Origin of the sequence: Eggerthella guodeyinii (assembly GCF_009834925.2) — a bacterium.
In the GTDB taxonomy this organism is placed as follows: domain Bacteria; phylum Actinomycetota; class Coriobacteriia; order Coriobacteriales; family Eggerthellaceae; genus Eggerthella; species Eggerthella guodeyinii.
In genome coordinates, this window is the sequence record NZ_CP063310.1 from 384,059 (window position 1) to 405,767 (window position 21,709).

The window sequence follows — 21,709 nt, forward strand, 5'->3', positions numbered from 1 at the left end:
CACCATGACTGAGAAACGCGATGCGATCGTGCAGGTGTCCATCCCGTTTTGCGTGAAGGACGACGCGCTCAGGCGCGACGGCATGATCCTCGGATGGGACAGCGCGCGAATGGCGCGCTACGCGGATGCGCTCGTGGCCGAGATCGAGGCGAACGCGGGGCAGTTCGACGACTGCCGCGTGCGCGCCGTGCAGCTGGGCGGCGGCGTAGCGTCGAATGCGGGCGCGGACATCGCCCGTATCGTGCGGGCCGTGCGACATGCCTGCGACGTGGCCGAAGATGCGCCCGTCACCATGCGCTCGTCCATCGCGAACGTGAGCGGCGCCACCATGCCGTTCTTCCGCCGCGCCGGCGTGACGCGCTTCGACTTCGAGATGCTGTCGCTCAACCCCGTCGACTTCGTGCGCCTCAACCGGGTGGACAACCTGAACGACCTGCCCATCATCTGCGACCATTTCCTGCACTCCTATGCGAACGACACGCTGGGTCTCGTGCTGGCGTTCGGCCATAGGGCGCGCGACGGGGAGGACGGCGCGCTCACCGTGCGGCGCACCGCGCTTGCGGCCGCGCGTTCGCACGCGACGCATGTGGAGCTGGTGCGGGTGGCTCCCGAGCTCGAGGCGGAGCCCGAAGAGGTCGCGCGCCAGCTGGACGGGATGCGCGACGCCTTGGTCGAGCGCGGGTTCGCCGAGTACCTTCCGCTGCGCTTCGCGCGCGAGGCCAAGGAGGATCGCTTCGCGCGGCTGGCTGCCGAGGGCGCGCCGCAGGTGGGCTTCGGCCTGGGCGCCGTCACGCGTCTCGACGGCGTCGAGAGCGTGAACACGCGCGACCTCGTTCGCTACCGTGCCGCAAAGGGCGATTTCGCGAAGATCACGGAAGACGTGCGCAAGGCTGGGTAGGGCCAACCGCGAGAACCTGTTCCCGCCATCAAAAAGCCCGCCCCGCTTCGAGGCGGGGCGGGCTTGCAGTGCGGGGTGCGGAGCTCGGACGGGGCGGCTCCGCGGTACGACGCTGAGGGGGTGTCCAAGCTAGTTGGAGCCGTCCTGCTGCCCGTCGTCGGTGTTGGATCCGTTCTTCTGGGCGTACTCTTCCGGCGTCATGACGTCGACCACGTTCACGGTCATCTCGACCACGTTGAGGCCGGTCATATCCTTGAGGTCGCCGCCGACGACCTTCTTGATGTCGTCGAAGATCTCGGGTGCGGACTTGCCGTACTCCATGATGACGTCGAGGTTGATCTTGGCGTTCGTGTCGTCGACGATGTCGGCGTTGACGCCCTTCGTCTTGTCGTCTCCGCCGAGGCCTTCCTGGATGCGGGACAGCACGTTGCCCTTCATGTCGATGATGCCGTTGATCTTCTGCGCGGCCATCGAGGAGATCTTCTCAACAACGTTCTCGTCGATGACCAGCTTGTATACCGGCTCGGCAGGAACGTCGGAGGCGGTGACGGGCGCGTCGCCCTTCTTCTGGTCGGCGTCCATGTCGGAATAGGGGTTGTACGTGGAGGTGGCGGGCTTGGCCATAGTGCTCTGGGTCATGGTAGTTCCTTTCTGTAGCGTGAAAAATAATGGAGCGAACGCCTCGGGCTGCGCGAATCTCGGGAACGGGAAGGGCGCGGCACGCGAGGCGTTTCGCTAGTTGAACCGATCGAGGAAGTGCTTCATCTGCTGGCGCGTTGCTCGGTCGCCGTCGCGGTACTTGCCGATGAGCACGCCGATGGCGGCGAACACGGCCAGCAGCACGGTGGGCCAGAATCCGATGATGAGGATGAGGGCCGCCGCGACGAAGCCGAGGATGCCGTACAGCACCGCATGGCTGTGGTGCTCGACGTAGGGGGACACCGCGCGCTTCATGCTGGCGTACACGCCCTTATCGCGCTTCGTCTCGGACGCCGCGTTCGCGATGACGTCGGACGGCGTGTCGGCCGTGCGCTGCTGGGCTTGCGGCTCCTCGCGCTTAGCGCTTGCTGCCGCCGGCGCGGACGCGGGCGCTGCCGCCGGCGCGGGACTCGGCTTCGTCGCCACCGTCGCCACGGTCGGCTTCGGCTGCGGCTTCATTACCGGCTTCGTCGTCGGTTTCGGCGCCGCCACCGGGGCCGGCGCGGTGTGGATGCGCATCGTGGATTGGGTCATGAGCGCATCACCTACTCGACCACGTGGGCCGGCACCGGCTTGGTCTGGTGCTGGCGGTGCGTGTCGTCGGTGAACTTGGTGGCTTGCTGCGTGAACGCGGGCGTCACCACGTCGGCGTCGCCGGCGAACGTGATGCGCACGGAATCCACCGGGTAACCGGTGAAGGCCTCGAGCGTCGCGGCGATCTCGTCCTGCAGCTTCGCGCCCAGCTGTCCCAGCTCGGCGTTGCGGCCCGGATCGATCTTCGCGTGGATGCTCATGCGCGGATCGTGCTTGTTCGTGATGTGGACCTTCACGTTGTCCGTCGCCAGACCGTGATGACCCTCGATGACGTGCTTGACCGTCGACTGGATGGCGTTCTGCGTGATGGCGATGCTGCCGTTGTCGCGTTCAAGCTCGAGCTGCGAGTTCTTGCCCGGAGCGGTGATGGCGCGAATCAGCACGACCAGCAGTCCCAGCGCCGTGATGCCCAGCAGCACGGCTTCGACGATGAAGAACCAAGGCATGCTCATGAGCCATGCGATTGCCGGGAACAGCGGTTCCCAGGCGAACCAGAGGGTTGCGAGCACGCCCACGCCCAGCACGGCAGCAACGACGAACACGATCATGCAAAAGCGCTTAAACTTTCCCATAGATGCCGCCTTTCTTCTTGAATGCGCACGCCGGATGGCGATGCGCTGCCGGATAGAGTGGGACTACTCTAGAAGAAAGCGAGGGTCGGGGTAGCTGATGGTGCGGAAGTGCCGCCGGACGTTTGCCGTGTCGTTGAGACCCTGTAGGCGATGGCTACGATTGCGGGCGCGCGGACTCTACGAGGTCGATGACTTCCTGCTTGCTGTGCACGCCCAGCTTCTCGTACACGTGCTTGATGTGCATCTTCACCGTGTTGCGCGACAGGACGAACTTCTCCTCCATGAACGCGAGGTCGCGTCCGCGCGCAAGCTGCTCGAGCACGTCGGTTTCGCGCGGCGTCAGATTGTGCTCGCGCGCGACGGCGGTGCAGCGCGCTTCCCACGGATCGGGGTCGCTCGGGGCGGGCGCTCCGGCGGAGGGCGCTGCCGCGGCGGCGGGCGCGCAGGAGGCGGTCGTCGGGGAGGAAGCGACGGGCGCTGCGGGTTGCGGCGCGGCGAAGCGCCCCGCGGTGAACGGCAGCTTCGCCACCGGGTCGTTGAACAGGTACACGAGCATGATGACGTAGGCGAACACGATGACGAGGGAGAACGCTTCGGGGGCAGTGGCGTCCACCCGCGCCCACGCTTCGGCCAGCATGCCGAGGGCCGCGCCGGCCAGATGCCCCACGACGATGACGAGACGCGCCGCCGCGGCGGCCAGCAGCGGTTCGGTGCACGAGCGCACGATGACGACGGCGACCACCCACACCACCACCTCGAACAGCGACGTGCCGATGCTGACCAGCACGTCCCCTCCGCCGGTTGCGAACAGATCCAGCACGGGTCCCAGCAGGAAGCCGGCCGCCGTGCACACGAGCGCCCCGCGGAACAGCTCGTGCACGCCGATGCTCGGCACAAGCCCGATGGCCGCGATGATGAGCACGAGCGCCACCATCACGGCGGGCGGGGAATCGACCGGCCCGATGGAGGAGCTCGAACGCAAAAACCCCAGCATCATGGACGCCACCACCACCCCGACGACGAGGTTGCGGTTGGCGAGCGTGCGGAAGGGCAGCAGCACCGTCGCGCGTTCCTCCGGCGGTTCTGCGGATGCGTCGAGCCTGACGACCGAGCGCCGACGTTGCAGCGCCGCGATGACGAGGCCGGCTGCCGCCGCGATCAGGACGCTCCCGACGGCGAACGCGCCCACGTCTCCCAGCTGAGCGAACGCGGCCAACGCCTCCGCCGCCTCCTTCAGCACGAATGCGCCCAGGATGCCCAGCGCCGACACCTGCGCCACGAGGCGGTAGGGAAGCGTGGCGCTCAAGCAGACGAGCGCCACGCTCAACGGCGCGCCGATACCCTTGAGCAGGAAGAACGCGAGAGACGCGACAACGGCCCGCGTGGAGCCGTCGAACGGGCCCGCGCTCAGCATGATCGCGGTGCCGAACGCGTAGGCGACGAGGGCGGCTCCGGCGGCGATGATCAGGAAGCGCTTGAGGTCGCGTTGCTCGGTGCGGGCGCCGCGCATGCGCCGCCGCACCCCGACGAACAGGGCGATGTACACGATGAGCGAGGAGACGCGCATGGCGAGGTCGCCGCCGGGCGGTTCGAGCAGCGTCAAGGCGGCCCCGTCGCTCGTCCAGATTCCCGCGAACAGGCAGGCCAATCCTGCTGCGACCATGCCGAACGGCACGCTTCGCGCGGCACTCTGTTCGCGTGCGGGTTTCATTGGCGTGCGAATTCCCTCCCGGATAGCGCACTTTCATTGCGGGCATCATTATACGGGTTTATGCAAGTACGCCCATCATGGGTGTAGGCAACTTCAACCATTTCGATACTGTTGAATTCGCAAGGCAATGCCCGGCGCGGTCGAATGCGCACGGGCTCAAGGGAGGAGTAAGAACCATGGCAGAATTCGAGAACGGCATGCACGCACCGCATCGTCTGACGCGCCGCAGCTTCATCGCAGGCGTGGGCGCGATGGGCGCGCTGGGCGTGCTGGGAAGCTTCGGCTTGACGGGCTGCGCGCCTCAGGACGAGGAGTCGTCCGGCGAGGCGGGCGCGGCTGCGGGCGAGTCGTACGACGTGGTGGTCATCGGCACCGGCGGCGCCGGCCTTTCCGCGGCCATCGCCGCGTACGACAAGGGTCTCACCAACGTCGTGCTGCTGGAGAAGATGGGCGTGAACGGCGGCAACACGAACTACTCGTCGAGCGGCATGAACGCCTCGGAGACGAAGTTCCAGAAGGAGCAGGGCATCGAGGACAGCAACGACCTGTTCGCGCAGGAAACGCTCGACGGCGGGCACAACACGGGCGATCCCGAGCTGGTGAAGTTCATGTGCGACAACTCGGCCGGTGCCATCGACTGGCTGGACGGTCTGGGCGTGACGCTGGACAACATCACGCTGACCGGCGGCATGTCCGTCAAGCGCTGCCACCGTCCGACGGACGGCTCGGCCGTGGGCCTCACGCTCGTGCCCGGCCTCGTGGCCGCCGTCGAGGAGCGCAACATCCCCATCAAGATGAACTGCGAAGCGAAAGAGCTGGTCAAGGATGGCGACGCGGTGACGGGCGTCAAGGTGAAGTTCGAAGGCAAGGAGACGGTGCTGGGCGCGAAGGCGGTCATTCTGGCTACGGGCGGCCTCGGCTCGAACCCCGACATGGTGGTGCAGTACCGCCCCGACCTCAAGGGCTACGTGACCACGAACCAGCCGGGTGCCACGGGCGACGGCTACACCATGGCCGAAAGCGTAGGAGCCGAGCTCGTGCAGATGGACCAGATCCAGATTCACCCGACGGTGGAGCAGGAGTCCTCGACGCTCATCGCCGAGGGCGTGCGCGGCGGCGGCGCCATCCTCGTGAACAGCGAGGGCAAGCGCTTCTTCGACGAGATGTCCACGCGCGACAAGGTGTCGGCGGCCGAGCTGGAGCAGCCGGGCGGTTTCGCCTGGTGCACGTTCGACCAGCAGGTGTACGACGCGAACAAGGCCATCGCGAAGTACGACAAATCGGGCCTCGTGCAGAAGGGCGCCAGCGTGGCCGAGCTCGCGGCGGCCATCGACGTCGACCCCGCGACGCTGCAGGCCACCATCGACGCGTACAACGCCATCACCACGTCGGGCGCGACCGACGAGTTCGGCCGCACCGAGGGCTGCATCGCCTTCGCCGACGGCAACATGTACGCCATCAAGGTTGCCCCGGGCATCCATCACGAGATGGGCGGCGTGAAGATCAACGAGAAGAACGAGGCGCTCGACGCGTCCGGCAACCCCATCCCCGGTCTGTACGCGGCCGGCGAGGTGACGGGCGGCATCCACGGCAACAACCGCATCGGCGGCAACGCGGTGTGCGACATCACCGTGTTCGGCAAGAACGTCGGCGAAGTGGTGGCCGAGGCCCTCGCGTAACGCATCCTCCCGGCGGGTCGGCTCTGCCGGCCCGCTTCTCCCTCTCCGTGGGCCGGTACTGCGCCCACCCCTCCATGAGCCCGGTTCCGCAGCGCGGGGCCGGGCTTCCTTACGGTCGCGCTTCCGCTTCGCAGGCCTGGTCGGCGTAGCGATGGAACACGTCGACCGCCTCCTCGAAGTTGTGCACGCCCATCTTCTGATAGATGTGGTACTTGTGCGTCTTCACCGTCTCATGCGAGATGAACAGGCGCTTCCCGATGGCCGGGGCCGAAATGCCCGTCACCAGCAGCGCGAGCACCTCCGTCTCCTTGGCGGACAGGCGGAAATCCTCGCCCATGCTCCGGCAGGCCGATTCGCGAATGAGATCGTACGACAGCCGGTTGTCCGACGGCTGCTCGCGCGGCCGGTACTCAAGCTCGCGCTGGGAATGGAAGACGAGAAACACCAGGTAGGCGAGCGCGGCGATGGGGACGACGATGTTCGCCACGGCCGTTGGGACCACCGCGGACAGCGTCATGCCCGCCGCGAACGCCACCAGCAGCAGGATGATCGAGAGGAAGGGCAGCGCCGATGACGACAGGGCCTTCCTGCCGTAGAGGTGCAGAACCTCCACCCAGGTGAGGGAAAGGAACAGCAGGTTCGAGCACACGAGCAGGACGAACGTGGCCGACAGGTCCAGCACGCCGGCGAGGAACGATGCCAGGATGCCGATGGTGGCCGGCACGGCCATGGCCAGGACGATCTCCGCGTCGCGCTCGTCGTCGCGCTCGCGCCAACGCCTGAACAGCACCAGCAGAACCGCGACGGTCAGCGCGATGCCCAGGGCGAACAGCCCCGGCGCGCGCAGCGCCTCCTCGAACAGGTCGTTGTGCAGCGACATGCCCAAGCTGATGGAGCAGATGATGCCGGCGGGCAGGATGGGGGCCACCGACTTCGCGACCATCTTCCAGCGCAGGGGCGCGTCGCCCGGCGCGCGTTCGGACGGCTCGTCTTGCCCGGACGGCGTTGCTCGCACGAGGCAGATCGCGCATCCTGTGACGGTCATGATGCAGGCGAGCACGAGCGAACCCTCGGCGTCGGTCTGCGCGAACACGTAGCCTCCGTGCGACAGCAGCGACGAGAGGCAGAGGCTGATGAGGGCGCTCAGCACGTAGTCGTCCAGCGAGGAGCGCGCATCGAAGGGGCGCTTCTTCAAGTTGAGCTGCATCTGCGAGGCGCACGATACGCCGAGGAGCACCGAAACCGTCAGCGGCACGAAGGGGGCTTGCGTGGTGGCGAGCAGCACCGAGCACGCCAGCGGCAGGCCCGCGCACGAAAGGCGCAGGGCTGCGGCGCCGATGCGCGTGCGGCGGCGGATCGCCGCAGCGCCCAGCACGCACGACAGCACGATGAAGGCGACGGTGATGAGGGTTTGCGCTTCCACGGACACGAGCAGCGCGTCGCCCGAGAGGTAGGCGGTTAGCATTTTGGGACGGAACAGCAGCGTCTGAAGATACGAGAACGAGCCGACCAGCAGAACGCTCGTCAGCGCGAGCGACGGCCAGCGCCGGTTCGCCATATCCATCGAGCACCTCCCATACCCTCAATTACCTGCACCTTTCCACTTTAATACCAATCGGTGATACGCAGGTCGAGAATGCCGCTCTACGCTTGATCTGGATATGCCGAATGGGTTCGGCTTCGGATACGAAAGGGGAGCACGATGGATCGAAGGACCTTTTTGAAGGGCGGCTTGGTCGTGGCGGGATCGACGTTCGCGGCGGGCGCTTTGGGCGGATGCGCGGCCAAGGGATCGAGCGCGGCGGCCAAGGAGAGCGAGGTCGCGACCGCTGCGGAGTGGTACGGTAGCCCGCTCGACGTGTCGACGCTCGACATCGCCGAGACGGTGGAGACGGAGATCTTGGTGTGCGGCGCGGGCTCGGGCGGCATCATGGCCACCGCGGTGGCGGCGAAGGAAGGCGCGAAGGTCGTCTGCATCGAGAAGGGCGGCTCGTCGGGCAGCATGAAGACGTACGTGGGCGTCGTCGGCTCGCGTATCGATGAGGCGGCGGGCGTGAGCGTGGACAAGATGGCGGTGCTCAACGAGTTCACCCGCTACACGAACGGGTGGTGCGACCCCCGGGTGGCGCGCGTGTGGGTGAACGAGTCGGGCGAGGCGTTCGACTGGATCTGCGACGCCGTGGCCGAGTTCGGCGTGACGCCCTACTTCGAGACCGACACGGGCGGCGCCTACCACGGCTGCTGGCCGGTGTACCCGCTGCAGCACGGGTTCAGCTACTCGTACACGGATGAGGAGATGGCTGCCGCGCAGGAGAAGGTGGGCGACAACGCCGACCCGTCAGCCATGGTGCAGGCGCTTCCGAAGGCCAGCACGTATCTGTTGCAGAAGGCCGTGGAGTGGGGTGCCGACGTGCGCTACCTGACGGCGCTCGTGCAGCTCGAGCGTGACGACAACGGGCGTGTGACCGGCGCAATTGCCGACAACAACGGCTCGTACGTGCGCATCAACGCATCGAAGGGCGTCATCTTGGCGACGGGCGGCTACGAGGCCGACCCCGACCTGCTCGCGCAGCTCAACCCCGACGCGGCGTCGATCGGCGGCGTGTCCATGGCGCAGATGGGATGCGTGGGCGACGGCATCAAGGCCGGCCTGTGGGCTGGCGGCGTCAAGGACGAGATCCCCACGCTCATGACCTTCGCTCGCGCGGCCGTGGCGCCCGACGTGGAGCTGGGCTATCCGTACGCGGGCACGTCGTGCTGGATGGGCGACCAGCCGTTCCTCAAGGTGAACATGCGCGGCGAACGCGTGTGCTGCGAGAGCTCGCCGTACGATTACCCGCTGTTCGTGGGGACGGCGCATCCCGGCCACAAGCTGGCCAGCATCTGGGACGCGAACTACCAGGAGCACATCAAGGCGTTCCACACCATCGGCTGCTCGCGAATCGCGCCGTCCGAGACGCTCACGCCGGAGGGCAACCCCAACGGCGAGGGCCTGACGTTCGAGGCGAACGACGGCATGATCTTCCAGGCCATCGAGAACGGCATCATCCAGCAGGCCGACACGCTTGAGGAGCTGGCGGAAAAGCTGCTGATGCCGGCCGACGCCCTCAAGGCGACGGTCGCGCGCTACAACGAGCTGTGCGAGCGGGGCGTCGACGAGGACTTCGGCAAGGAGTCGAAGGACATGCTGGCGCTGGGCACGCCCCCGTACTTCGGGGCGTACTTCGGCGGCCACGTGCTGTGCACGCTCGACGGGTTGAAGATCGACGAGCATGCGCGCGTGATCGACGAGGCGCGCGAGCCCATCGAGGGCCTGTACGCCGTGGGCAACTGCTCGGGAAGCCTGTTCGCGGGCTCGTACCCCGAGCTTCTGATTGGCAGCGCCAACGGCCGCACCATCACCTTCGGTCGCCACGCCGTGCTCCACATCCTGGGCAAGGCGTAGGCGCGCGGAGCGGCGCTTTCCCCCTCCTATTCGACCTGCGTGAACGTGAACAGCTGCGGTTGGTCGATCGGGTTGGTCGGGCCGGGGTTCGCCTCCGCCTCCGCGGCTTGCGCGCGCAGGGCGTCGCCGTAGGCGCGCAGCGTTTCCTCGAGGTTGTCGACCGGGGCGATGACGTAGGTTTTCGTCTCGGTCGACCCGTCCTCGAACGTCGCCGTAACTTCGAGGCGCGCCTGGGAGACTATGTCGGCATACCGGCGGACGAGAAGCGCGTTGAGGTTTTCGTGCAGCTCGACGTCCCGCTCGCGACGGCCGCTGTAAAACTCCTCTGTTGCCGCATCGTGCAGCGTCGCCGTCTCGCCCTCCAGCGGGAACGACACCCGCAAGGCGCGCCAGGTTTCGGCATTGTTCACGTTCTGCTCGTCGTAGCCGACGGTGAAGCTTGTGGCGCGATCCTCCACGAAGGGATCGTCGCCCTCCCGGTAAGCGGAATCTGCCAGAAGGGACGCGGTCGCCTTCCACCGTGTACGTGAGCGACGCGACGTTCGTTCCCGTGCAGGTGAGGTCGAACAGGTAGGCCACCGAGAGGTAGCGTTGTCCCGAGTCGGGCGCGTCGTCGGCGTTGTTCGGGTCGATTTCCGGATCGCTGTGCCACACTTTCCAGAAGCCGCCGTGGCCGAAGTTGGTGGTGTGCGTGTCGAGGGCGAACGAGTTTTCCGCTGGCGGCCCGTCGAGCTGTCGCGAGATGGCGAACGCGACGCCGCCCACGAGGGCGAGCGCGCAAGCCGCCGCGATGACGGCTCCGACGAAACGGCGTCGCTGGTGTCGGCTGCCACCGCGACGGGTCGGCTGCGCGCGCGTCGCTTCGGCCCTCCGCAGGCGGTGCGCCTCGCGCATGACGCGGTCGTGCACGCGGTTCGGCATCTCGATGTCGTCCATCAGCGCATGGTAGTCGTCCCGCTCAGTCGATTGTCCTGTCCGTCCCAAAGGATGCCTCCTTTCCCAGCATGTTCCCCAGCTGCGTGCGCGCCCGGCGCAAGCGCGTGCGAACCGTGGCGGGCACGCAGTGCGCGAGGTGCGCGATCTCTTCGGTCGAATACCCTTCGTAGTAATACAGGTGCACGATCAAGCGCATCTTGTCGGGCAGGCGTCTCAGCGCGCGCCCGAGCTCGCTTTCGTGCAGGGCGCGCACGGCATCGTCGCCCCACGGGTCTTCGGCCGTTGCATCGGGAACCGCATCGGTGAGTTCGGCACGGCGTTTCCAAGCCGAACGATGCAGGTCGCGACAGCAGTTGACGGTGACGCGCAGCAGCCACGCCTTGAGGTGCTCGTCGTCTTCGAAGCTGGTCGCGTCTTTCAGCAGGCGCAGGAAGACGTCTTGGCAGACGTCGTCCGCGTCATGCGGGGACTGCGTTTGGTTGAGGGCCAGGCGGTAGACGGTGCTTCCCCAGGTGCGCATGGCGTGCTCCATGAAGTCGTCCTGCCTGAGCGTTGGTTGCATACGGGGTATCGCCTCCTTGCCGTCAACACGAAGCGGTGTGCGGAAATGTGCCCAGAACGAGAAAAAAGCGGCGAAGCGGGAAATCGCCCGCTTCGCCGCTTTCCGCGTGCCGCTCGAGTGACGGCCCTTCGCCGGAGGCCGTCGCGTGAAGTCGCCCGCTTTGCGGAGCCGGCTTCGCTTTACGCGTAGATCTCTTTTTCCACCACGAGATCGTTCTTGATAGTGCCGACGAGCTTTTGCAGCGCGTCGATGCAGTTCGGGCGGATGTCCGCGCCGATGAGCACGTACATGATGGAGTCGCCCACGTTCAGCACGCCCTCGTTGAGCCACGTGCGCACGTAGTACACGCCCGGCCAGGTGAGGGCCTCTTCGACCGCCGCCTCGACGCCGGCCGCGTCGTAGGAGAACTCCACCTGGGCAACCTCGCCCAGGCCTTCGACGCCCTCGCGCACCTGCTGCTTCGGCGTGATGCGCACGATGCCGTTGTGGGTGAGGAACATGCCGCACTGCGCGGCCTTCGGGTCCTGCTTCGCTTCCGCGAGCCACTGGTCGATCGACGGTTCCTGCTGAGCCATGCTGCTCCCTTCCTTGAGGATGATCGCCCCATTATACGCCAGCGACGAACGGCTGGGCGCGCGGGCGTGCGACAATGGGGGAGGGTATAATGCGGCTACGGCAACGGCATCGTCCAGCGCGACGGCAAGGTGCGGTGCGGCGACGGGAAGGAGCGGCCATGGCGGGATTGTCGATTGCGGGCGCGATCGTGCTGCTGGTGGCCGGGTTGCTGCTTTACGCCCTCAAGGTGGAGCCGTACCGCTTGACGGTGAACGAGCATCGCCTCAACGAGCCGTTCGAGGGGTCCGAGGAGCTGAGGATCGTGCAGCTCTCGGATATCCACATCAAGCCGGAATACACCGTCCGCCAGCTGAAACGCATCGTGGACAAGGCGAACGAGCTCGCCCCCGACCTCATCGTGTTCACGGGCGACCTGTACGACCGCTACAACGCCTATCGCGACGACGAGAACGTCGTGCGCGAGCTGCGGCGCCTGAAGGCGCGGTACGGCAAGATCGCCATCTGGGGCAACCACGATTGCGCGGGCGGAGAGGTGAAGGGCTACCGCGACGTCATCGAGGGTTCGGGATTCACGCTGTTGCAGGACGAGAACTGCTACCTGTACACCGACCTCGGCCACGCCGTGATGGTCACGGGCATCGACGATTACCTGGGCGGCAAGCCCTACATGCCCGACGAGTCGAAGAGCTCGCCCTGGGACTTCCAGATCCTGCTCGTCCACGAACCCGACGTGGTGGACCAGTACGTCGACTACGACTACGATATCGTTCTGGCAGGTCACACGCACGGCGGGCAGGTGCGCCTCCCGTTCATGAAGCCGCCCGTCACCACGAAGCTGGGCAAAACGTACACGAACGGCATCTACACCATCAAAGGCCGCACGGCCACCCAAGCGCTCCACGTGAACACGGGCCTCGGCACCTCGCGCTTCACCATCCGCTTCTGCGTAGTGCCAGAGATCGCCCTGTTGCGCGCTTATTTGTGAGCCGGCGGCTCGGACACGCAAATTGCGGCGAAGTAACCAATTTTTGCGTTTTGCGTACGATTTCGGAGCTTTCGGACCGCTCAGAGCCCCTCCGAGAAAAGGCGAACTCGCATTTCCCCAGGTCGGATTTGTCCGCATCGGCAAGAATCGTTGGAGCAGAGGTCCAAACGTACGCAAAACGAAAAAATTGCCTACTTCGAGCGGATTCGCGTGTCGCGACCCGGAGGGGCACCCCGCACGCCGCAGGGCACCCCCGTCCCCGGGTTTACGCCAGCGCCGCCGCCCGGCGCTCCCGCACCCACGCTGCGAGCTCGTCGACGCCTTCGCCGGTCCGGGCCGACGTGACGAAGATGTCGAGGCCGGGGTTGAGCACGCGCGCTTGCGCATGCAGCGCCTCCATGTCGAAATCGGGGTTGAGCGGGAGATAGTCGGATTTCGTCACCACGAGCGCATCGACCACGGCGAACATGGGCGGATACTTGTACACCTTATCGTAGCCTTCGGGCACCGACAGCAGCATGGTGCGCGCGTGTGCGCCCGTGTCGAATTCCGCAGGGCACACGAGGTTGCCGATGTTCTCCAGGAACAGGTAGTCGAAATGCGCTCCGCCGAACGCGTCGTACGCCTTTTGCACCATGCCCATCTCCACGTGGCAGACGCCGCGCGTGTTGAGCTCGACGGACGACACGCCCGCCTCCTTGATCTTGAGGGCGTCGACGTCGGATTCCAGGTCGGCCTCTATCACGCCGCATGTCGCCTGAGCCCGCAGACGCTCGATGAGGGCGAGCAGAAGCGTCGTCTTGCCCGCGCCCGGCGACGCCATCACGTCGAGGAAGAACGTGCCGTCGGCCTTGCGCGCCGCGCGGAACGCGTCGGCGGCGCGGTCGTTGCGTGCGAGGATGTTCTGCTTGACTTCGATAACGCGCGTCTCGTTCATGCGCTCGTCCTTTCTCGCTCAACCGCCTCGATCTTGCTGATGGAGAACTCCATACCGCTGACCAGCGTGTAATCCTGATACGCCTCGCACGCGGGGCATGCCCACGTCGCGCGGTCGATCACGTTGACGTGGAACACGGCTCCGCACCGGTTGCACTGCACGCGGTAGGGAACGCGGCGGATGATCACCTCGGCACGCTCGGCAACCGTTCCGCGCGCGAGGAACTGGAACAGGCTCTCGAAATACTCCTCGACCACGTCGCGCCCCTCGCCGATGACGAGGTGAACCGCGCGAACCTCGGCTGCATGCGCGGCTTCGGCCTCGTCGAGCACGACGTCCACCACGTTGCGCACCAGCGCCATCTCGTGCATAACGCCCTCCTACAGGCTGGACGCGACAAAGTCGACGAGCTGGCCTCGCTGCATGCGGTCTTTCGCGAAGAACTTGTTGCACTCCACGTAGTCGGCGGGCAGCTCGGGATAGCTCGGGTTGGCGGTGAGGATGCGGGCGCTCGAAGGGCACACCGCAACGCACTGGCCGCAGCGCACGCACGCCTTGTCCATGACGCAGGCCCCGTCGTCGCCGAAGCTGATGGACTCCATGGGGCAGCGCTCGATGCACGTTCCGCATTTTGTGCACGCATCCGCGTCGTAGCTGAGAACATACGCGTTGTAGTATGTCGACGCCGCGCCCTCGCCGTTGATGCCGCGATAGGCCATCAGGTTGCCGCAGCTTTTCGAATGGCAGCAGCAGATGATGTCGGCATTTTTGGCGCAGATGGATTCCACTACCATGCCCCGCTCGATGATGTCCTCGACGATCTCGATGGCTTCGTCCTGGGTGATCTGCTCGCCGATGCCCGTCTCGATGAAGTACTCGGCCATCTCTCCCAGCGACAGGCAGGTGCGATGGGGGTGCTCTTCGGGGAACTCGACGCCGAGCGCATCCCACATGGTGCGGCACTGGCAGGCCGATACGGTGATAGTGGAGTTGCGCTTGATGAGGGCGCGCCAATCGTGGTAGGGCTGCAGCTGGTCCTCGGCAACGACCTCGGCGCTTACCGGATAGGAGCGGAACAGCGGGAACGTGGTGTCGAAGCCGCTCTCGCCGTTCGGGTCGGTGCCGGCGATTCCCTGGGTGTCGAATTCGGCAACGGCACCTTCGACGCCCGAATAGAGGGCCTTGAGCTCGTTGAACTCCCAGAAGCCGTTGATGTACGGCATGAGCGCGTAGAACGGCAGGCCCCCGCGGCGGACGCGCCAGATGAGGCAGCGGTCGGCCTGGTCTTCCAGGATGGCGGCGCATTCCTCTTCCGAGCGGCCCGACACGCCGGCGTAGTCGCTGGCGGTGAAGTACTCGTGCAGCGGCATTTCCAGGTAGTGCTCGGCGTCCTCTTCGCTCCAGAGGTACTTGATCATGTCCCAGCTGTTCTCGGCGGGCGTCGACCCGATGCCGCGTCCGATGCGGTTGATGCGATTGCGCATGCGCAGGTAGACAGCGGGAATGACGGTGCCGTCGGTCAGCGTGAGGTCGTTGGTCACCTCGGATTCGTTGAGGACCGCCTCCATCAGCTCGTCGCTATCGAGCACGCATTCGTACGTTTTCGTCGGCGCTCCGTCAGCGCCTTGGCCGTCCGTTGCGCCCGCAGCGTTCGCCGCCGATTCCGGCGCGCAGCCGAACAGCGTCATGATGGGCATCATGCCGACGGCTCCGAATGCGGCCCCCTTCAAAAAGTCGCGGCGCTTGATCCCCTCGTGATTCGTCGGTTCTTGCACGTGCTTGGTCTCGTCTGCGTGCATGTCTGCCCCTCTCAGCCAGAAATGTTCTCGGTTGCCGCATGCGGCAACCTCCCGCTTTCATTCTAGGAAGCGGCGTTCTGCGGGAAAACAGACAATGAGGGTGCAGTCGTCTAGTCGACGGTGCGGCCGCCTAGCGCGGCGCTTTGAAGTCGGGCAGCATTTCGTCGAGGATGAAGTCGGGCGATGTTTCGTAGATCACGGCCATGAGCGCCTCGATCGGCCATTCCAGCCCGCTTTTGCACCATTCCATGAAGAGGTCGACGTTGCCGTACAGATAGGCGTCCACGAGGGCCTTTCTCCTGAGATACTCCTCGCTCCCGGCGGGGATGTCTTTGAACGCCACCGCGTAGTAGTTTTCCCTGAGCCATGCCAGATAGCTGTCCCTGAAGCAGTTTTGGCCGTCGTGGTACGGCAGCTGGCGGTAGAACTCCTTGTGCTCGAGCATGAAGCGAAATACCTGCTCCGAGGCATCGGGCGGGCAGAACGGCGGGTAGTTTTCTTCGAGGATGGAAATGTGGACGTAGGCGATCAGATCGTTGATGTCTCTGAAATGGTTGTAGAACGTCTGGCGAGCGGTGCCCGCCTCGCTCAACACGTCGCCCACGGTGATCTTCTTCAAGGGCTTCGATGCGCACAGCTCAAGCAAGGCCGCGACGTATGCGCCCTTGATGTCGCGGTCGTCTTTCGCCATAAAGACCCCCTGTCCCCTTGGTGGATAAATATACCACGGGTGGTTGGCGTTTGGGTACAAGCGTATTCCTGCTCAAGCGCAGCGTGGCGCAGAGCTGCTTGACGCAAGGGCGGGAGCTTGGCGTGCGTGACGATCGCGATTTGCGTGTCACGGACACGCAAATCGCGGCGTTCTAGGCAATTTTTGCGTTTTGCGTACGTTTGGGCTGCTGCTCCAACGATTCTTGTCGATGCGAACAAATCCGACCTGGGGAAATGCGAGCTCGCCTTATCTCGGAGGTGCGCTGAGCGGCCCGAAAGTTCCGAAATCGTACGCAAAACGAAAAAATTGCTTACTTCGAGCGGATTTGCGCGCCCGCACGTGCAGCCGAGGTCGCTGCCGCGCGTGTTCTGGGCGCCGTTCGTGCGACCCGCGGCCACCCGCCGCGCGGTGGATGATTGCCACATTTTCTTGGTGTGCAATACGTGTGCGGAGTGGGATGGTAAACTAGGCGAATCCCCAGGATGCACGAAAGGAATCACATGTCTCTTCCCGCAGCCGACTTGAGCAAGCAACCCGACAATCGCACCACTATGGAGCTGGGCGCGGTGCTCCCCCTGACCGCCGAGGTGAAGGACGACCACCTGTACGTGGGCGGCGTCGACATGGTGGAGCTGGCGCGCGAGCAGGGCACCGCGCTGTACGTGATGGACGAGCAGGACATGCGCACGCGCATGGAAACCTACCTCACGGCGTTCCGCAGCCGTTACGAGAACTCCGACGTCGTCTATGCCAGCAAGGCGTTCCTCAACAAGGAGGCCGCGCGCATCGTGGCCGACGAGGGCCTGTGCCTCGACGTGTCGGGCGGCGGCGAGCTGGCCATCGCGCGCGCGGCGGGCTTCCCGATGGAGCGCGTGTTCATGCACGGCAACAACAAGACGCCGCGCGAGCTGCGCGAGGCCATCCAGGCGGGCGTCGGCCGCATCATCATCGACAGCCGCATCGAGCTCAAGCGCATCTCCGAGATCGCCGGCGAGTTGGGCGTCGAGCAGGCCATCTACATGCGCATCACGCCGGGCGTCGAGGCCGACACCCATCAGTACATCCGCACCGGTTGCGAGGACTCGAAGTTCGGCTTCACCATGCGCGAGGATTTCGCCTACGGGTGCGTGAAGGACGTGCTGGCGGCGCCGAACGTGAAGCTGGCGGGCCTGCACTGCCACATCGGCTCGCAGATTTTCGCGCTGCACTCCTACCCCGAGGCCGTCGAGGTCATGGTGGAGCTCATGGCGCGCATCGAGGACGGGTACGGCTATCGTATCGAGGAGCTGGACGTGGGCGGCGGCTTGGGCATCGCCTACACGGCCGACGACAAGCCGGCCTCCATCGACGAGTTCGCCGAAACGGTCACGTCGGCGGTGCACGCGGCGTGCGCGAAGTTCGGCGTGCCCGAGCCGCGCCTGCTCACCGAGCCGGGCCGCAGCCTCGTGGCCACCGCAGGCGTGACGCTGTACACGGTGGGCATCCTGAAAACGCTGCCGGGCATCCGCAAGTACGTGGCGGTGGACGGCGGCATGTCCGACAACATCCGCACGGCGCTGTACCACGCCGATTACGAGCCGGTCATCGCGAACAAGGCCGGTCAACCGCGCACTGAGATCGTCACCATCGCGGGCAAGCACTGCGAAAGCGGCGACGCCGTGGTCATCGATATGCCGATGCAGCACGCCGACCTGGGCGACATCGTCGCCGTCTTCGGCACGGGCGCGTACTGCTACACTATGGCGAGCAACTACAACGGCCAGCCGCGGCCGGCCATCGTGTTCGTGAAGGACGGCGAGGCGCGCGTGACCACGCGGCGCGAAACGTACGACGACCTGATGGCGCGGGATCTGTAGGAACGTACTCGGGAAAGGGAGCGCAGCATGACGGTAAAACTGGGATTGGTCGGCACGGGCACGGTCGGCGGCGGGTGCATCGACATCCTCAAGAACCACCGCGAAGACTTCAAGCGCCACTACGGCATCGACGTGGAGCTCGTGCGCGTGTGCTCGCGCAACCCCGAGCAGGCGATCGCCCACGGCGTGGAGGACATCTTCACGCAGGACTTCCAGGACATCCTGAACGACCCTGACATCGACATCGTGGTCGAGCTCATCGGCGGCACCACCGTGGCGCGCGAGATCGTGGTGGGCGCGCTCAAGGCGGGCAAGAACGTGGTCACGGCCAACAAGGCGCTCATGGCCACGTACGGCGAAGAGGTCATGCGCACGGCCGACGAAGCCGGCAAGGAGATCGCGTTCGAGGCCAGCGTGGGCGGCGGCATCCCCATCATCGACCCGATGAAGCACTCGCTCATCGCCAACGAGATCAGCTCGGTCATGGGCATCGTGAACGGCACGACGAACTACATGCTCACGCGCATGGTGGAAGACGGTCTCAGCTACGATGCCGCGCTCAAAGAGGCGCAGGAGAAGGGATTCGCCGAGGCCGATCCCACCGCTGACGTGGATGGATTCGACGCCGCCGCGAAAATCGCCATCCTCGCGTCCATCGCGTTCAATTCGCGCGTCACCATCGAGGATGTGCACACCGAGGGCATCCGCAACGTCACCACGATGGATCTCGACGCGGCGCGCGACATGGGCTACTGCGTGAAGCTGCTGGCGTTGGCTCATCGCACGAACGAGGGCGTGGACGTGCGCGTGCATCCCACGATGCTGCCGCTCACCCACCAGCTGGCCACCGTCGACGGCGTGTACAACGCCATCTACGTGACGGGCGACGCCGTGGGCGAGACGATGTTCTTCGGCGAGGGCGCGGGCGCGGGCCCGGCTGCGAGCGCCGTGATGGGCGACGTGCTCGAGGTGGCGCGCCATGTCACGCTGGGCATCGGGCCGCTGGTGGGCTGCACCTGCACCGATGAGCTTCCCATCGTGCCGATGGACGACCTCAAGACGAAGTACTACATCCGCTTCAAGGTGGCCGACCGTTCCGGCGTGCTGGCCGCGATGGCCGGCGTGTTCGCGAAGCACAACGTGAGCGTGTACTCCGTGGTGCAGCGCGGCAAGAAGGAGGGCGGCCAGGTGGATCTCGTGTACGTCACCCACACCGCGCGCGAGAAGAGCGTGCGCGACGTGCTGGCCGAGATCGCCGAGCTCGATGACGTGCTGCGCGACGAGCCCAGCGTCATCCGCGTGGAGGAGTAAGGCTCCCGCGCGTTTCCGCTTTTTATTTGAACGGCCTCGCACCTACGTGTGGGGCCGTTCGTTTTTACCCCACCCCCTTAGCAACTCTTCCGATGTTCATCTATACTGGTTCTGCTGGTCACCGGGCCGTACGAGAACTTCGGGACGAAGGGGGAAGCGCTGCATGCAAAACGCGATGGATTCGCTTCTCGACGGATTGTCCGAACTCGTGTACGTCAGCGACCCCGACACCTACCAGCTGTTGTTCGTGAACAAAGCCGGCAAGGAGATTTACGGTCGCGATGCCGACGACGGCACGCATTTGTGCTACAGCGTGCTGCAAAATCGCACCTCCCCTTGCCCGTTCTGCACGAACAAGCAGCTGAACGCGCACACGTTCCTCGAGTGGGAGTACACGAGCCCCATCACGACGCATCACTACCTGCTGCGCGACAAACTCATCGATTGGGAGGGGCGCGAGGCGCGCCTCGAGATCGCGTTCGACATCACCGACCACGAGCGCGAGAAGGAATCGTTCAAGTTCCTGGCCGGGGCGAACGGCCTCAACGTCGAATGCATCCGCGTGCTGGAGAACGAGCCCCTCGGCGCGGCGCTCAACGCGGTGCTGGGCATGGTCGGCACGTTTCTGGAGGCCGATCGCACGTACATTTTCGGCATCGAGAACCATCGCATGACGAACATCTACGAATGGTGCGCGGAGGGCGTAGCACCGGAAATCCAGAACCTGACGGATTTGCCGCTGTCGCTGATCGACCATTGGATCGAGCGCTTCGACCGGGGAGGCGCCGTCATCATCAACTCGGTGGCCGACTTGGAAGACGGCGGGCGCTCCGACGAGCGCGAGGCGCTGGCGGCGCAGGGCATCGGGTCGCTCGTGGCGGTCCCGCTCGAGATCGACGGCAAGCTCGTGGGTTATCTGGGCGCGGACGATCCCAAGAAGGGTCGCCTCGAGATCATCGAGCAGCCGCTCGTGGGCTTGGCGTCGTTCATTTCCGCAAGCATGAAGCGCGCGGTGGCGGAGCGCCAGGTTAACGATTTGACCTGGAATGACGGGCTGACGTGCGCGCATTCGCGCGGCGCGTTCCACCGCGACTACGATCGCGGCACGTTCGATCGCATCGGGTTCGTGCTGGTGGACGCCGACCGCCTCGCGGTCATCAACCGCGAGCGCAGCCGCGCCGAAGGCGACGAGATGCTGCAGCGCATCGCCGTGTGCATGCGCGACGTGTTCGGCGACGGCGTCTACCGGATCGGCGACGACGAGTTCTGCGCCGTGGCAACGCCGATGGCGTACGAGGATTTCAACCGTCTCGTGCGCACGCTGACGGTGCGCTTCGCCCAGATGGGGTTGCCGGCATCGGCCGGGCCGGCGTGGAGCGAGCGCTGCGACGACACGAACCGGCTGCTGGACACGGCGGGCGACCGCATGCGCCGCGCGAAGCGCGGGCGGCATCGCGCGGTCGACCTGGGCGTCGATCTTGCCCAGGACGCCGCCGTCAGCAACCTCGTCCGCCCCGGCGGCGCGCAGGAGGCGGTGGCGGCAGGGCTGCTCGACATCTTCCTCATGCCGCAGGTGGCGACGCAAACCGGTGCGCTCGTGGGGGCGGAGGCGCTCATCCGCTACCTCGACCCCGAACGCGGCGTCGCGGCGCAGCCCGCCTCGTTCATTCCCGCGCTGGAGGACATGGGGGAAATCGCGGACGTGGATTTCTTCGCCCTGTCGCGCGCGTGCGAAACGGTGGCGCGCTGGCAGCGCGAAGGCGGCCGCGTGGTGCCGCTCGCGGTGAACTTCTCGCGCCTGACGGTGGGCGAGGAGGGGTTCGTCTCCCGCGTGGTGCAAACCGTGGCGCGGTACGGCGTCGACCCTGCGCTCATCGAGATCGAAGTGACGGAGTCGGCGCGCGGGCAGGGCGGCAACCTGCTGCGCAACGTAGCCGACGAGCTGCGCGGGTGCGGCTTCCGCGTGGCCATCGACGACTTCGGCGTGGACAACGCGAACGTGTCGTTGTTCGTGCAGCTGGAATTCGACGTGCTGAAGATGGATAAGTCGCTGATCTGGGGTATCGATGCAACCGATCGCACGATGCGCGTGGTCAGCGGCATGGCCACCCTGTGCGACGACCTGCACGTCGAGTCGGTGGCCGAGGGCATCGAGACGGAGCAGCAGTTCAAGGCGCTGGGCGCCACGGGCTGCACGCGCGCGCAAGGCTACTACGTCGGCCGCCCCGCACCCATTGCGGAGTTCGAGAAGCGCTTCCTGGCGTAGGCTCCCCTTTTTGTGGCGCGGCGCGCTCTTCGGGATGCGCGCACCTTGCGACGCGCCCGCTCCGCGCCCATGATGGGTCACGCCCTGTGGGCGCTTTATGGCCGCATCATGTCAGTTCGATGACATCGGCGTGTCGCGGCTGATAAGTACTCTTACATTAATACTATATTT

19 protein-coding genes are annotated in these 21,709 nt (G+C 65.7%); 7 read left to right on the top strand and 12 right to left on the bottom strand.

Annotated features, from left to right (window positions below; genetic code table 11):
• Positions 1–4: 4 nt before the first annotated feature.
• Complete coding sequence (locus tag GS424_RS01550) at positions 5–898, top strand: coproporphyrinogen III oxidase (protein WP_160942054.1); 894 nt, start codon at positions 5–7, stop codon at positions 896–898.
• Between the two features lie 129 nt (positions 899–1,027).
• Here the strand turns inward: GS424_RS01550 and GS424_RS01555 are convergent, their stop codons facing one another.
• The 4 genes from GS424_RS01555 to GS424_RS01570 form a co-directional block, all read right to left on the bottom strand.
• Positions 1,028–1,537 carry an Asp23/Gls24 family envelope stress response protein gene (locus GS424_RS01555; RefSeq protein WP_154333386.1) on the bottom strand — a complete coding sequence of 170 codons (510 nt, stop codon included), beginning with the start codon at positions 1,535–1,537 and terminating at the stop codon, positions 1,028–1,030.
• A gap of 96 nt (positions 1,538–1,633) precedes the next feature.
• Entirely contained in the window at positions 1,634–2,131 is a 498-nt protein-coding gene (locus GS424_RS01560) for a DUF2273 domain-containing protein (RefSeq protein ID WP_160942053.1), read from the bottom strand.
• Between the two features lie 11 nt (positions 2,132–2,142).
• The gene (gene amaP / locus GS424_RS01565; RefSeq protein ID WP_154333387.1) at positions 2,143–2,763 is read right to left on the bottom strand and encodes an alkaline shock response membrane anchor protein AmaP; all 621 of its coding nucleotides are present in this window, start codon (positions 2,761–2,763) and stop codon (positions 2,143–2,145) included.
• 154 nt (positions 2,764–2,917) lie between these two features.
• Positions 2,918–4,426 carry a helix-turn-helix transcriptional regulator gene (locus GS424_RS01570; protein WP_160942052.1) on the bottom strand — a complete coding sequence of 503 codons (1,509 nt, stop codon included), beginning with the start codon at positions 4,424–4,426 and terminating at the stop codon, positions 2,918–2,920.
• A 224-nt stretch (positions 4,427–4,650) separates the two neighbouring features.
• On the opposite strand from GS424_RS01570, the gene GS424_RS01575 reads away from it, so the two are divergent.
• Positions 4,651–6,153 carry a flavocytochrome c gene (locus GS424_RS01575; RefSeq protein WP_160942051.1) on the top strand — a complete coding sequence of 501 codons (1,503 nt, stop codon included), beginning with the start codon at positions 4,651–4,653 and terminating at the stop codon, positions 6,151–6,153.
• A 109-nt stretch (positions 6,154–6,262) separates the two neighbouring features.
• Here GS424_RS01575 and GS424_RS01580 read toward each other — a convergent pair whose 3' ends face one another.
• Entirely contained in the window at positions 6,263–7,717 is a 1,455-nt protein-coding gene (locus tag GS424_RS01580) for a helix-turn-helix transcriptional regulator (RefSeq protein ID WP_160942050.1), read from the bottom strand.
• A 138-nt stretch (positions 7,718–7,855) separates the two neighbouring features.
• Between GS424_RS01580 and GS424_RS01585 the strand changes: the two genes are divergently transcribed.
• Positions 7,856–9,598: an FAD-dependent oxidoreductase gene (locus GS424_RS01585; RefSeq protein ID WP_160942049.1), complete on the top strand. Its 1,743-nt coding sequence runs from the start codon at positions 7,856–7,858 to the stop codon at positions 9,596–9,598.
• A 26-nt stretch (positions 9,599–9,624) separates the two neighbouring features.
• Here GS424_RS01585 and GS424_RS17880 read toward each other — a convergent pair whose 3' ends face one another.
• The 3 genes from GS424_RS17880 to GS424_RS01600 form a co-directional block, all read right to left on the bottom strand.
• On the bottom strand, positions 9,625–10,056 hold the full coding sequence (locus GS424_RS17880) for a hypothetical protein (RefSeq protein WP_244977638.1): 432 nt from the start codon (positions 10,054–10,056) through the stop codon (positions 9,625–9,627).
• 500 nt (positions 10,057–10,556) lie between these two features.
• Positions 10,557–11,096 (bottom strand): RNA polymerase sigma factor, encoded by a 540-nt coding sequence (locus GS424_RS01595; protein ID WP_160942048.1) that lies wholly within the window; start codon positions 11,094–11,096, stop codon positions 10,557–10,559.
• A 179-nt stretch (positions 11,097–11,275) separates the two neighbouring features.
• Positions 11,276–11,671, bottom strand: a complete 396-nt coding sequence (locus tag GS424_RS01600; RefSeq protein WP_154333394.1) for a molybdenum cofactor biosynthesis protein MoaE — start codon at positions 11,669–11,671, stop codon at positions 11,276–11,278.
• 158 nt (positions 11,672–11,829) lie between these two features.
• Here GS424_RS01600 and GS424_RS01605 point away from each other — a divergent pair, with 158 nt between their 5' ends.
• Complete coding sequence (locus GS424_RS01605) at positions 11,830–12,657, top strand: metallophosphoesterase (protein WP_160942047.1); 828 nt, start codon at positions 11,830–11,832, stop codon at positions 12,655–12,657.
• Between the two features lie 265 nt (positions 12,658–12,922).
• Here GS424_RS01605 and hypB read toward each other — a convergent pair whose 3' ends face one another.
• The 4 genes from hypB to GS424_RS01625 all read right to left on the bottom strand — a co-directional run bounded on the left by hypB (position 12,923) and on the right by GS424_RS01625 (position 16,084).
• The gene (gene hypB / locus GS424_RS01610; protein ID WP_160942046.1) at positions 12,923–13,594 is read right to left on the bottom strand and encodes a hydrogenase nickel incorporation protein HypB; all 672 of its coding nucleotides are present in this window, start codon (positions 13,592–13,594) and stop codon (positions 12,923–12,925) included.
• Positions 13,591–13,965, bottom strand: a complete 375-nt coding sequence (locus GS424_RS01615) for a hydrogenase maturation nickel metallochaperone HypA/HybF (RefSeq protein WP_160942045.1) — start codon at positions 13,963–13,965, stop codon at positions 13,591–13,593. The genes hypB and GS424_RS01615 overlap by 4 nt, the downstream gene beginning before the upstream one ends.
• A 9-nt stretch (positions 13,966–13,974) precedes the next feature.
• Positions 13,975–15,393, bottom strand: coding sequence for a 4Fe-4S binding protein (locus tag GS424_RS01620; RefSeq protein WP_160942044.1), 1,419 nt, complete (start codon positions 15,391–15,393; stop codon positions 13,975–13,977).
• Positions 15,394–15,523: 130 nt separating this feature from the next.
• Complete coding sequence (locus GS424_RS01625) at positions 15,524–16,084, bottom strand: TetR/AcrR family transcriptional regulator C-terminal domain-containing protein (RefSeq protein WP_160942043.1); 561 nt, start codon at positions 16,082–16,084, stop codon at positions 15,524–15,526.
• A gap of 521 nt (positions 16,085–16,605) precedes the next feature.
• Between GS424_RS01625 and lysA the strand changes: the two genes are divergently transcribed.
• The 3 genes from lysA to GS424_RS01640 all read left to right on the top strand — a co-directional run bounded on the left by lysA (position 16,606) and on the right by GS424_RS01640 (position 21,538).
• The gene (lysA, locus tag GS424_RS01630) at positions 16,606–17,961 is read left to right on the top strand and encodes a diaminopimelate decarboxylase (RefSeq protein ID WP_160942042.1); all 1,356 of its coding nucleotides are present in this window, start codon (positions 16,606–16,608) and stop codon (positions 17,959–17,961) included.
• A gap of 27 nt (positions 17,962–17,988) precedes the next feature.
• Entirely contained in the window at positions 17,989–19,272 is a 1,284-nt protein-coding gene (locus tag GS424_RS01635; RefSeq protein WP_114534022.1) for a homoserine dehydrogenase, read from the top strand.
• A gap of 163 nt (positions 19,273–19,435) precedes the next feature.
• The gene (locus GS424_RS01640) at positions 19,436–21,538 is read left to right on the top strand and encodes an EAL domain-containing protein (RefSeq protein WP_160942041.1); all 2,103 of its coding nucleotides are present in this window, start codon (positions 19,436–19,438) and stop codon (positions 21,536–21,538) included.
• The last annotated feature ends 171 nt before the right edge of the window (positions 21,539–21,709 follow it).

Bases quoted from the DNA above. Each gene is read 5' to 3' on its own strand.
- lysA (WP_160942042.1), top strand. From the start codon at position 16,606: ATGTCTCTTCCCGCAGCCGACTTGAGCAAGCAACCCGACAATCGCACC.
- GS424_RS01560 (WP_160942053.1), bottom strand. From the start codon at position 2,131: ATGACCCAATCCACGATGCGCATCCACACCGCGCCGGCCCCGGTGGCG.
- GS424_RS01635 (WP_114534022.1), top strand. From the start codon at position 17,989: ATGACGGTAAAACTGGGATTGGTCGGCACGGGCACGGTCGGCGGCGGG.
- hypB (WP_160942046.1), bottom strand. From the start codon at position 13,594: ATGAACGAGACGCGCGTTATCGAAGTCAAGCAGAACATCCTCGCACGC.
- GS424_RS01550 (WP_160942054.1), top strand. From the start codon at position 5: ATGACTGAGAAACGCGATGCGATCGTGCAGGTGTCCATCCCGTTTTGC.
- GS424_RS01575 (WP_160942051.1), top strand. From the start codon at position 4,651: ATGGCAGAATTCGAGAACGGCATGCACGCACCGCATCGTCTGACGCGC.
- GS424_RS01580 (WP_160942050.1), bottom strand. From the start codon at position 7,717: ATGGATATGGCGAACCGGCGCTGGCCGTCGCTCGCGCTGACGAGCGTT.
- GS424_RS01605 (WP_160942047.1), top strand. From the start codon at position 11,830: ATGGCGGGATTGTCGATTGCGGGCGCGATCGTGCTGCTGGTGGCCGGG.
- GS424_RS01625 (WP_160942043.1), bottom strand. From the start codon at position 16,084: ATGGCGAAAGACGACCGCGACATCAAGGGCGCATACGTCGCGGCCTTG.
- GS424_RS01595 (WP_160942048.1), bottom strand. From the start codon at position 11,096: ATGCAACCAACGCTCAGGCAGGACGACTTCATGGAGCACGCCATGCGC.
- GS424_RS01600 (WP_154333394.1), bottom strand. From the start codon at position 11,671: ATGGCTCAGCAGGAACCGTCGATCGACCAGTGGCTCGCGGAAGCGAAG.
- GS424_RS01570 (WP_160942052.1), bottom strand. From the start codon at position 4,426: ATGGTCGCAGCAGGATTGGCCTGCCTGTTCGCGGGAATCTGGACGAGC.
- GS424_RS01620 (WP_160942044.1), bottom strand. From the start codon at position 15,393: ATGCACGCAGACGAGACCAAGCACGTGCAAGAACCGACGAATCACGAG.
- GS424_RS01640 (WP_160942041.1), top strand. From the start codon at position 19,436: ATGCAAAACGCGATGGATTCGCTTCTCGACGGATTGTCCGAACTCGTG.
- amaP (WP_154333387.1), bottom strand. From the start codon at position 2,763: ATGGGAAAGTTTAAGCGCTTTTGCATGATCGTGTTCGTCGTTGCTGCC.
- GS424_RS01615 (WP_160942045.1), bottom strand. From the start codon at position 13,965: ATGCACGAGATGGCGCTGGTGCGCAACGTGGTGGACGTCGTGCTCGAC.
- GS424_RS01555 (WP_154333386.1), bottom strand. From the start codon at position 1,537: ATGACCCAGAGCACTATGGCCAAGCCCGCCACCTCCACGTACAACCCC.
- GS424_RS01585 (WP_160942049.1), top strand. From the start codon at position 7,856: ATGGATCGAAGGACCTTTTTGAAGGGCGGCTTGGTCGTGGCGGGATCG.